Source organism: Parabacteroides timonensis (assembly GCF_900128505.1).
GTDB classification, from domain to species: Bacteria; Bacteroidota; Bacteroidia; order Bacteroidales; family Tannerellaceae; genus Parabacteroides; species Parabacteroides timonensis.
The window spans coordinates 1,750,405-1,761,964 of sequence record NZ_LT669940.1 but is presented as its reverse complement, the minus strand read 5'-3'; the positions used below and the strand labels follow the sequence as shown (position 1 = coordinate 1,761,964).

General features: G+C 42.6%; 6 protein-coding genes. 5 read left to right on the top strand and 1 reads right to left on the bottom strand.

Going from position 1 to position 11,560, the window contains the following annotated elements; all coding sequences use genetic code 11:
* Positions 1-111 precede the first annotated feature (111 nt).
* Genes BQ7394_RS07530 through BQ7394_RS07520 form a run of 3 tightly spaced genes read left to right on the top strand, consistent with a single transcriptional unit; the run spans position 112 to position 6,541 of the window.
* Positions 112-3,366 carry a SusC/RagA family TonB-linked outer membrane protein gene (locus BQ7394_RS07530; RefSeq protein ID WP_082211759.1) on the top strand — a complete coding sequence of 1,085 codons (3,255 nt, stop codon included), beginning with the start codon at positions 112-114 and terminating at the stop codon, positions 3,364-3,366.
* A 13-nt stretch (positions 3,367-3,379) separates the two neighbouring features.
* Entirely contained in the window at positions 3,380-5,404 is a 2,025-nt protein-coding gene (locus BQ7394_RS07525) for a RagB/SusD family nutrient uptake outer membrane protein (RefSeq protein ID WP_075556789.1), read from the top strand.
* An 18-nt stretch (positions 5,405-5,422) separates the two neighbouring features.
* On the top strand, positions 5,423-6,541 hold the full coding sequence (locus BQ7394_RS07520) for a glycoside hydrolase family 43 protein (protein WP_082211716.1): 1,119 nt from the start codon (positions 5,423-5,425) through the stop codon (positions 6,539-6,541).
* 140 nt (positions 6,542-6,681) lie between these two features.
* Here the strand turns inward: BQ7394_RS07520 and BQ7394_RS26075 are convergent, their stop codons facing one another.
* Positions 6,682-6,879 (bottom strand): hypothetical protein, encoded by a 198-nt coding sequence (locus BQ7394_RS26075; RefSeq protein ID WP_210436523.1) that lies wholly within the window; start codon positions 6,877-6,879, stop codon positions 6,682-6,684.
* A gap of 175 nt (positions 6,880-7,054) precedes the next feature.
* Between BQ7394_RS26075 and BQ7394_RS07510 the strand changes: the two genes are divergently transcribed.
* The gene (locus tag BQ7394_RS07510; RefSeq protein ID WP_075556786.1) at positions 7,055-8,074 is read left to right on the top strand and encodes a FecR family protein; all 1,020 of its coding nucleotides are present in this window, start codon (positions 7,055-7,057) and stop codon (positions 8,072-8,074) included.
* Positions 8,075-8,295: 221 nt separating this feature from the next.
* Entirely contained in the window at positions 8,296-11,559 is a 3,264-nt protein-coding gene (locus BQ7394_RS07505) for a TonB-dependent receptor (protein WP_075556785.1), read from the top strand.
* Position 11,560 lies beyond the last annotated feature (1 nt).

Here is an 11,560-nt window from a genome sequence, read left to right as displayed (position 1 = left end):
GTGCTTGTTTACAGACTTTTTGTAATCATGTGTAGACTACACTTGTTCTGTTAATGGTCACATTTGCGGAAGAAAATGAACCGCAATGTTAAACCATTAAATTTGTATTGCATGAAAGCACACAGTTTTGTGTTGGCAGCCGCGCTTTTAAGTGCCTGTCCCGTATTATACGGAAATGCTGCCGGAGTTGATCCTATCCTTCGGCAAAGTGATGCGGCGAACCCGCAACAGAGTAAAAAGATTTCCGGAGTCGTTAAGGATACAAACGGCGAACCGGTAATCGGGGCAAATGTTATTGTGAAAGGAACTACAATCGGAACCATGACAGACATTGATGGGCAATTCAATCTGGATGTCCCGTCGGATGCTATCCTGCAAATATCCTATATCGGATATCTTGCTCAGGAGATGCCTGTAAGAAATCAAACAGCTTTTAATATCAGACTGGTGGAAGATAGCCAAGCGTTGGATGAAGTGGTAGTCGTCGGTTTCGGTACCCAGAAGAAAGTGAATCTGACAGGTTCTGTGGGAACGGTAGATAGCGAAGCACTGGAAGCACGTCCGGTAATGAATGCTACGCAGGCATTGCAAGGTCTGGTTCCCGGGCTGCAGATCTCATCTGCCGGAGGTAGTCTGGAAACGAAAGCGGATATTAATATACGTGGTACAGCCACAATCGGTGAAGGATCGAGCGGCAGTCCGTTGGTACTTATCGATGGGATGGAAGGTGATATCAATTCCATCAATCCGCAGGATATAGAAAATATTTCCATACTGAAAGATGCGGCAGCTTCTTCTATCTATGGGTCACGTGCACCTTTCGGTGTGATACTCATTACTACCAAAAGTGGACGCAGCGGTAAACCGGTAATTAATTATAACAATAGTTTTCGTTGGAGCGATCCGGTAAAAACTCCCGATATGATGGATTCTTATACCTTCGCCACTTATTTCAATGATGCCAATGTGAATGCAGGTAACGGACTATTTTTTACTCCGGAGCGTTTGCAACGTATTAAAGATTATCGTGACGGAAAGATTACAAATTCTGTTATCGCGAACCCTAATAACCCGCAGTACTGGGCTGACGGCTATGCTGAAGGTAATGATAATGTAGACTGGTATGATGCTTTGTACCGCGACTGGGCTTTCTCGCAGGAACATAATTTCAGTATCAACGGAGGTTCTGATAAAATAAGTTATTATGCCTCGTTCAACTATTTGGATCAGAATGGATTGATGGTATTTAACCAGGATACATACGATCGTTATACTGCAACAGGAAAGATCAATGCTACCCTGACCGATTGGGCTAAGTTGAATTATAGTACCCGTTTCACCCGTGAAGATTACGGACGCCCTTCTGCTTTGACTGATGGTTTGTATTCTGACCTCGGACGTCAGGGCTGGCCTGTTTTGCCTCTGTATGATCCGAACGGTTATCTTTATTCTTCCCCTTCGCCTGCATTGGGGCTGGCTACCGGAGGACGCGATTATACGCAGACCGATAATATTTATCAGCAGGCTTCTTTGATATTGGAACCGGTGAAGAACTGGATCACGCATGTCGACTTCAACTATCGTATCATGTCTGCCAACCGTCACTGGGACTCGCAGCAAACATTCAATCATGATGTAGACGGCAATCCGGTAATTTATGGTACAGGCTCGAATGTTCATGAAGATTATTATAAAGAAAACTATATGAACCTGAATGCCTATACCGAATATAGCTATAATCTGGAGTCGGGCCATAACTTCAAAGCAATGGTGGGTTTCCAGTCGGAAATGATGCGCCAGACGAAGTTCGGTTTGCAGCGTGACGGTATTATTATCTCTGGTTTACCGGAGGTAGACCTCACATCCGGTCTGGATTATAGCGGTGGATTGGTAACTCCGTCGGTGAACGGTGCCCGTCAACGTTGGACTACCGCGGGCTTTTTCGGACGTATCAACTATGATTACGAAGGCCGGTATCTGGCAGAAGTGAACCTTCGTTACGACGGTACTTCCCGTTTCCATAAAGATCAGCGTTGGAATCTGTTCCCTTCTTTCTCTCTGGGATGGAATATTGCCCGCGAAGGTTTCTGGGAGCCGTTGGCAGAGTATGTAGGCACATTGAAACTACGTGGTTCGTATGGGGAATTGGGTAACCAGAATACAACAAGCTGGTATCCTTCTTATCAAATATTGGAAGTAAAAGCGAGTGATGGTAAATGGCTACAGAACGGTATCAAGCCGAATGCGGCTTATGTACCGGGTCTGATCAGTTCTACATTGGGATGGGAACGTGTCCGTAACTGGAATATAGGTGTTGATTTCGGTCTGTTGAATAACCGTTTGACCGGTTCGTTCGATTATTATAATCGTTTGACGTTGGATATGATCGGTCCGGCTCCCGAGTTACCGGCATCTCTGGGTGCAGATGTCCCGAAGACAAATAATACAGACTTGAAAACTTATGGATTTGACCTGGAGATCGGTTGGAACGACCGGCTGAAGAATGGCCTGGGTTATAGCGCTAAGTTTATTTTGTCTGATGCACAGACAGAGATCACCCGTTATCCGAACCCGACCGGAACACTCGATAAGTATCGTGCAGGACAGAAATTGGGAGAGATCTGGGGATATGAGACGATCGGTATTGCAAAAACTAAAGATGAAATGGATGCCCACCTGGCTACGCTACCTAATGGTGGACAGGAAGCTCTGGGTACAAGCTGGGATGCCGGTGATATTATGTACAAAGACCTTAATGGCGACGGACAGATTAATAACGGAGCCAATACGATCGACGATCATGGGGACTATAAGCTATTAGGAAACAATACCCCACGTTTCCAGTTCGGTATCGATTTGGGTGCTGACTATAAAGGATTCGATTTCCGTGCTTTCTTTCAGGGAGTGATGAAGCGTGACTTCTGGCAAGATAGCGAATACTTCTGGGGTGTGACGGATAATATGTGGTGGTCGGCCGGTTTCAAAGAACATGCTGATTACTTCCGTGCCGAGGCTTCCAACGATCTTCCTGCAAACCTGGATGCTTATTATCCGCGTCCAATCTTTAATACCGGAGGAAAGAATCAGAAGACGCAGAGCCGTTATTTGCAGAATGCCTCTTATATCCGTTTGAAAAATGTTCAGTTAGGATATACGCTACCGGCAAACCTGACGAATAAGTTCTATGTTTCCAGGCTACGTATTTTCGTATCAGGTGAAAATCTCTGGACAGGTACAGGTATGGCCAATATGTTCGACCCGGAAACGATTAACGGCGGTAAGGTCAATGATAACACGAAGAAAGGTAACGGTAATGCTTACCCGCTTTCAAAAACGATCTCATTCGGTATAAATGTTACTCTTTAATAGCTAATTGACGATGAAACACATACATAAATTATTCAAACAATTTGCAGGTATCGCTTTGTTAGGAACATTGGCTTCCTGTAACGACTATCTGGAGCAGTCTCCTATGTCACAGATCACTCCTGATAAATATCTCAATGAAGAATCCCAGCTGGCTACCTATGCCAATGGTTTATATACGGATATCTTGCCTTCACATGGTGAATGGAGTTACGGAACGTTCGGTACCGACGAGCATACCGACAACCAGGCAACGAAAACGTATGATAACAAGTTTGTTCCGGGACAGTGGAGAACCGCTCAGACGGAAGATGGCGATAAGAATAAACGTAACTGGTTTTTCGAACGCATATATAGTTGTAACTATTTTCTGGATAATGTATTGCCAAAGCTGGCAGAACATAAGATTACCGGAAGTGCTGATAATATCAACCATTATGTAGGAGAGATCTATTTCCTTCGTGCTCACGAATATTTCAAACGATACCAGAAGTTTGGTGACTTCCCTATTATCCGTCATACGCTGCCCGACCAGATGGAACCGCTGATCGAAGCCAGTCAGCGTTCCCCGCGTAATGAAGTGGCCCGTTTCATTATCTCTGATCTCGACTCGGCTATTATGCTGATGGCGACAACTCCGGATAAGAACAAGACCCGTATCTCAAAAGAAGCGGCTTTGCTCTTGAAGTCGCGTGTTGCCTTGTTCGAAGGGACCTGGTTGAAGTACTTTAAAGGTACTGCCTTTGTGCCTAACGGGCAGGGGTGGCCAGGGAAGGATAAAGAGTATAATGCAAATTACCAGTTCCCTTCCGGTAGTATCGATGGTGAAATAGAATATTTCCTTACACAAGCCATGGATGCAGCCAAGCAGGTGGCCGATGCAACTCCACTGGTGGAGAATACCGGTCTGGTGCAACAAGATGCTGCTGATCCTGTAAACCCTTATATGGATATGTTCGGAGATGTAGATTTGTCCGGTTACAGTGAGGTTCTATTGTGGCGTCCATACAGTAAAGGACTTGGACAAACCCATTGTGTGGTGGTAGGTGCGCAGAATGGTGACTATGGAGTAGGGGTAACCCGTGGTATGGTGGATGGCTTCCTGATGAGTGACGGTATGCCTATTTACGCCTCTTCCGGTTATAAAGGAGATAAAACAATTACCGATGTACGCATTGGGCGCGACTCCCGTCTGAATATCTTCCTGAAGGAACCGGGACAAAAGAATGTTCTGTTCGAATCGACCGAAGGAACCCATGCTGTACTGGTTGAACCCAATCCTGCTATCCTGGAATCTTCTTTGGAAAAGACTTATACGACAGGTTATGCTTTGCGGAAAGGTAACTCATATTACCAGAACCAGTGTGCCAACGGCGCCAGCTATACCGGATCGATTACTTTCCGTGGTGTGGAAGCATATCTGAATTATATGGAAGCCTGCTATGAGAAGAATGGATCGCTGGATGCAACAGCTCAGAATTACTGGCGCGCCATTCGTGCCCGTGCCAAAATGGATACCGATTATAATAAAACGATTGCTGCAACCCGCATGAGTGAAGAGGCAAAGAATGACTGGGGTGCCTATTCTGCCGGAAATTTGATCGATCCGACTTTGTATAATATTCGTCGCGAACGTCGTTGCGAACTAATGGCTGAAGGTTTGCGTTTCATGGATCTGTGCCGTTGGCGTGCAATGGATCAGATGATCAAGACCCCATACCATATTGAAGGTTTCCGTCTGTGGGGCGGCATGAACGAATGGTATAAGAATGAGGACGGTTCTACTCGTTTGGTATATGGCTTGGATAATCCGAGTGCCAACGTGTCTGATCCGGCATTGAGCGAATACCTTCGCCCTTACGAGATATCAGGCCGTTCGGTAGCTAAAGACGGATACCGTTGGGCGATGGCGCATTATTTGCAACCCATCTGTATCCAGCACCTGATGATCTCTGCCAATGGTGGTGATATCTCGCTATCTCCTATCTATCAGAATCCGGGCTGGCCGACTTCAGCAAATCAGGGGGCTATCGAATAACTGCTTTTGAATCTACGTATGAAAAGAATAGTCAGTCTGATGATTTTTGTTATCCTGTGCCTGTCAAGTCAGGCACAGGATATAGTACCCGGCACTATCTGGCCCGATGATAAAGGTGTCCATGTGAATGCCCATGGAGGCGGTATGCTTTATGCCGATAATACTTATTATTGGTTTGGAGAATATAAGAGTGATACGACCAGTGTCGCGCTGAATGGTGTGACTTGTTATTCTTCACGGGATCTTGTTCACTGGAAGAACGAAGGGATCGCGCTGCCTGTCATGCCGGAAGGTTCCTACAGTGATATTGAAAGCGGTTGCATACTGGAACGTCCCAAGGTGGTATATAATGAAAAGACAAACAAATATGTGATGTGGTTTCATCTGGAACTGAAAGGTAAAGGATATGCGGCGGCCCGTGTAGGGATAGCAGTAAGCGACAAGATTACAGGTCCTTATCGTTTTATCCGTTCCTACCGTCCTTGTGCCGGTTTTTGGCCGGAGAATATACCGGAAGAATACCGTTATTTAAAAGTAACAGCGGACGATTTTGCTGAATGGTGGACACCCGAGTGGCGTAAAGCCGTGGAAGAAGGCTTGTTTGTTCGCCGGGATATGGAAGGTGGCCAGATGTCGCGTGATATGACGATCTATGTGGATGACGACCAAAAGGCATATCACATCTATTCTTCGGAAGAAAACCTGACTTTGAATATTGCCGAGTTGACAGACGATTATCAGGGACATACAGGAAGATATATCCGTATTTTCCCCGGAGGACATAATGAAGCTCCGGCTATCTTTAAGAAAAATGGTACCTATTATTTGATAACTTCCGGCTGCACAGGGTGGGATCCGAATGAAGCGCGTATGTTTACAGCATCCTCTATCTGGGGGCCTTGGACGCAACACCCTAACCCTTGCCGGGGAGCTGATGCCGAACTGACTTTTCATTCGCAAAGCACGTTTATTTTTCCTGTGGCCGGGAAAAAAGATGCATTTGTCTTTATGGCTGACCGGTGGATGCCGAAGCATCCTTCCGATGCCCGTTATATCTGGCTTCCGATCCAATTTGAGAACGGATTGCCGGTATTGAAGTGGATAGATAAGTGGAGTTTGGATTTCTTTGCTGATTAATTAAACCAGAATGTTTAAAAATCAAAGCTTTACTTTGTTGTATTGCTTTGTTGTATTGCTTTGTTGTATTGCTTTGTTGTATTGCTTTTTTGTATACCTTTGTCGTTATTGAGGGATAATTAAATAAGCAATATGTATTTTCAATGGAAACGGATAGTAACGTTCTTACTATTGTTATTATCAGTATATGCAAAAGGAGAGAATACTCCGACCGTACCGATTATCGGTAATGTCGGAGTATTTCCTTTGGAAAGAAAGATCACAGGGAGGGTTGTAGATGCCGAAGGTAAACCATTACCGGGTACGAACGTTGTGGAAGAAGGTAACGTATAATTCATTGGTAACGGCTTTGGATGGACCGGATAATGCCGGAACAAGGTTATGGTGGGATAAGAGATATAACTTTTAAAACATTAATATGTGTTAAATGTGTAATGCTTACCCCTAGATAAGAAAGTATTGTGTGTATCCTTTATAAACGGACTGGAAAACGGTCGTCTAATAAAGATATATATGCAAGATACAATCATCATATTACTCCTGCAGAAATACATAAAGAACCAATGTTCGGAGCAGGAATTGCACGCATTGCTTCACTGGTTGAAGTCGCCGGATAATCATGCAGAACTTGATCTGGTGGTTAAGCCTTTGTGGGAGACCATCGATAAAAATATGTCCCGACCGGAAGGTGAAAGGGAAAAAGAATTGCATGAAGAGGTTTCTTTACTTTTATCTGGAGTAAAAAGAAAGGATAGGAAAATCTCTAACCCTGAGGTTAGAGATAAAAACCGTTTAAACGGTTTTTATCGTATTGCTGCTATATTGATCCTGGCATTCAGTGTAACATTCGGATTATTGAAAGTACTCGACCGTCCGTCTCCGCAGCTTACTTACACGGAAAAGGTTTCCAATAAAGGAGAAAAGAAAAATATAGTGTTGTCTGATGGCACAAAAATTATCCTTAACTCCGATACCAAGTTACGCATTCCTGCCGACTTCAATAAGGAAGAACGTGTCCTGGAAATGGAAGGAGAAGGCTTTTTTGATGTGGCTCCTGATCCGAATAAACCCTTCATCATAAAGAGTGGAGAAGCCCGGGTCAGGGTGTTGGGTACTTCCTTCGATTTTAAATCATACAAAGAAGACGATTTTATAAAACTGACCGTATCGACCGGTAAGGTTCGTGTTAATGTAGACGATCAGGATCTTCAGTTGTCCGTGTCTCCCAACGAACATCTTTCTGTCAATAAGGTAGACGGTAATGTCAGCAAGGAAACCATTCAGGAAAACAACTATATTAAATGGATACAGGGTTCTTTATACTTCAACAAAGAACCGATCCGGGAGGTAATAAAAACTATCAACCGCACATACAACTGCAAGGTGATTCTGCAATGTAAGAATCGCGATTATAAAATTACCGGGACACACGATAATAAAAATATAGAAGCGGTTATCGAGGCCATTTGCTTTACTACCGGCCTCCATAGCCGTCAGGAAGGGGATAATATAATTATATATGATAAACTTTAAGTCGAACCTATTAATGAGAATGCCTATGTAGAATACCAGGAAACAACGTATTAAAAAAGCAGCAGTGCTGTCACACCGCTGCTTTCATTAATTTTCAGCAGAAACCTTTAAAACAGTATTGAGCCACTGGGTTGTAAGGATTTTCTGCCTGTCTTAACAAACATCATTCATTAAAACATTACAAATGTATGAATTATAATCTAATATTAAACAAGACTGTTATGCGAACTTCGTTAACCGTATGCGCTATTGCTTTATCTTCCCAGTTACTTTGTGCGGAGGGAGTTTGGGGGCAGAGTCTTAAAGAAAACAATATCACTTATGTCGTGAAGCAAACTTCAGTGAGCGATGCTTTTGAACAACTGAGTAAAATCACTGGTTTTAATTTCTTTTATGACGAATCAGTACTGAAAGACTTGAAAAATGTCAATGTACAGATTAAGAATGGTTCTATAGATGCTATTTTAGATGAATTATCACAACAAACCGGATTGTATTTTAAGAAGATAAATAATACGATTTCAGTGAGTCGGAGCCGTATCGTTTCTTTCGAACCACAGGCAATTCAGCAAAATAAGAAATTGACAGGTATTATCCGTGATAATAACGGAGAACCAATTATCGGGGCAAATGTAGTTGTGAAGGGAACAACTAATGGTACTATAACGGGAGTGGACGGAGATTTTTCTCTGGATGTGCCGGATACTGGAATATTACTTATATCCTATATCGGTTATTTAAGTAAAGAGATAGCGATTGGAGCAGAAAGTAGGATTGATATCACTTTATCTGAGGATACACAAAAGCTGGACGAAATTGTAGTAGTGGGTTACGGTGTAGTTCGTAAAAGTGATTTGACCGGATCGGTCGGCACAGTGAAAGCTGCAGCAATTGAGAGTATGCCGGTATCTCGTATTGACCAAGCTTTGCAGGGACGTGTCAGTGGTATGCAAATAACATCAGCAAACGGTTCTCCTGGTGCTAGTACAACAATTCGTATTCGTGGTGGTAATTCTATTAATGCAGGTAATGAGCCTTTATATGTTATCGATGGCATTATTGGAGGAGGTGATTTAAGCACGATAAATCCGGCGGATATTGCTTCTATTGAAGTACTGAAAGATGCATCATCTACAGCTATATATGGATCTCGTGGTGCAAACGGTGTAATTTTAATTACTACTAAGAGAGGAGATGGAGCAGAAGGGCTGAAGTTGACTTATAGTGGATATTATGGATTACAGACACCGGTTAAAAAGCTGGATCTTCTGAATGGGTCGGAAGCTGCTGTTTTTCAGAATGAATATGCTGAATATTATGGTCGTCCACATCCGTTTAAAGATCCTTCTCAAGTGAATAATACTAATTGGCAGGATCAGATGTTTCGTTCGTCAGCTCCTATCACCGACCATAATTTGAGTTTATCCAAGTCAATGAAGGACGGTAATTATTATTTGTCAATGAACTACTTCAACCAGGAAGGTATTATGTATGAGTCTGGTTTTGAGCGTTACCAAATACGTTTCAATGTCGATCAGAAAATAGGAAAAGCATTCCAGTTGGGAGCCACACTAACCGCTTCTATGACGAATCGGGATAATCCGTTTGTCGGTGGACATGATTTGCTACCTACTGCACCGATATACAATGAAGATGGATCTTATTTCGATGTCAATCAAATCAGTGGTAATGTTTATAATAGTCCGGTTGCCCAGCGTGAATACATTCAGGATAAGACAAGAAAATTTAGAGGGCTGGGGAATGTATATGCGCAATTGACACTCTTTAAAAATCTGGTATTAAAGTCTTCTTTCGGTTTTGATATCAGTAATAGCAAACAGAATCGATATGAATCGGTAAATCTGCCAACTCGTGTTTTTAATAAAACAGGTGGTTACGCAAAGGTTCGTACTGAGTTTCCTATTACTTATCAGAATGAAAATACAATCAGTTACAATATTACATTAGGAGATCATTTTATTTCTGCATTAGGCGGTTTCACCTGGCAGAAGTATCAATACGAATTTTTGGAAGGTTCAGCAAGTGGTTTTAAAAATGATGTAAGTTTATATCATGCAATGGAAACCGGTGATCCTGTAACACGTGATATTCAGACTGGCGAAAAGGAATGGGGATTGGTCTCTTATCTGTTTAGAGCAAATTACACGTATAAGAGTAGATATATGTTGACAGTGTCCGGCCGTCAGGATGGTTCTTCTCGGCTTTCGGAAGGTAATAAATGGGCCTTTTTCCCTTCAGTAGCATTGGCATGGAGAGCATCGGAAGAAGAGTTCATCAAATCTCTTAATTTGTTTTCAAATCTGAAATTAAGAGCTTCTTACGGAACTTCCGGTAGCCAGGCTATTGATCCCTATTCAGTGATTGATAAATTGAAGAGTGGTTCTACTGTGATAGGTGGACAAGAAGTTATTTCGTTTGCCCCAGAAAGTTCTGCAAATAAGAATCTGGGTTGGGAGAAAACAAAACAGGTAGATGTCGGTTTAGATGCCGGTTTTTTGGAAGGGCGTTTAGGCTTGGAGATCGATTATTATTATAAAAAGACAACCGACTTGCTTCTTAAGAGAGAGTTGCCATACCAAACAGGTTTTGAATCTATACTCGAAAATGTCGGTGCTGTAAGAAATCAGGGATTTGAGATTTCAGTGAATTCTGTTAATATCGATAAGAAGGACTTTAAATGGTCAACAAATCTCTCAATTTCAGCAAACAGGAATAAGATACTGGATCTTGGTGGAAAGGACTTCCTTGAAAATGGAAGGGGATCTCGATTGATCGTTGGTGAACCGATGGGAACTTTCTTTGGTGTAAAGTATTTGGGAACATGGAAAGAAAATGAGATTACCGAAGGTTCCAAACATAAACCTGGTGATCCTAAACTGGAGGACCTGAATGATGATGATATTATTAATATACATGATGGACAGATCATAGGAAATGCTGAACCTAAATTCTATGGAGGTTTTGGCAATGATTTTACTTTCAGACGTTTTACATTCGGTTTGTTCTTTGACTTCAGTTATGGCAATGATGTGTACGACTTATCGGGAAGAGGTATGGATACAGGATTTAATGGGAATGTTTATGGCAGAAACCGGGATCGTTGGAGCGAAAGTAACCCTAATGGATATTATCCTAAAGCAGGTAGCGCTTTTACCAATATCTTTGATACGTATGCCGGTGGAGAATTTAACGGCGGATGTAGTTTATATTTACACGATGGTTCTTATCTGCGTTTGAAGAATATAAATGTGCAATATGATATCCCATTGCCAAAGCAAAATGTGTTAAAGTCATTACAGGTCTATGGAACGGTTTCCAATGTGTTTACACTGACTAAATATTTCGGTTACTCACCGGATGTGAATGTGGGAGATTTGGAAACGGAAGCTACACGCCGGGGATTTGATCAAAATGCTTATCCTCAGAGTAGAACATTCCTGATTGGTTTAAAAGCACAGTTTTAAT

Coding starts and splice junctions, on each gene's coding strand:
- BQ7394_RS07530 (WP_082211759.1), top strand. CDS start 112: ATGAAAGCACACAGTTTTGTGTTGGCAGCCGCGCTTTTAAGTGCCTGT.
- BQ7394_RS07525 (WP_075556789.1), top strand. CDS start 3,380: ATGAAACACATACATAAATTATTCAAACAATTTGCAGGTATCGCTTTG.
- BQ7394_RS07520 (WP_082211716.1), top strand. CDS start 5,423: ATGAAAAGAATAGTCAGTCTGATGATTTTTGTTATCCTGTGCCTGTCA.
- BQ7394_RS26075 (WP_210436523.1), bottom strand. CDS start 6,879: ATGAATTATACGTTACCTTCTTCCACAACGTTCGTACCCGGTAATGGT.
- BQ7394_RS07510 (WP_075556786.1), top strand. CDS start 7,055: ATGCAAGATACAATCATCATATTACTCCTGCAGAAATACATAAAGAAC.
- BQ7394_RS07505 (WP_075556785.1), top strand. CDS start 8,296: ATGCGAACTTCGTTAACCGTATGCGCTATTGCTTTATCTTCCCAGTTA.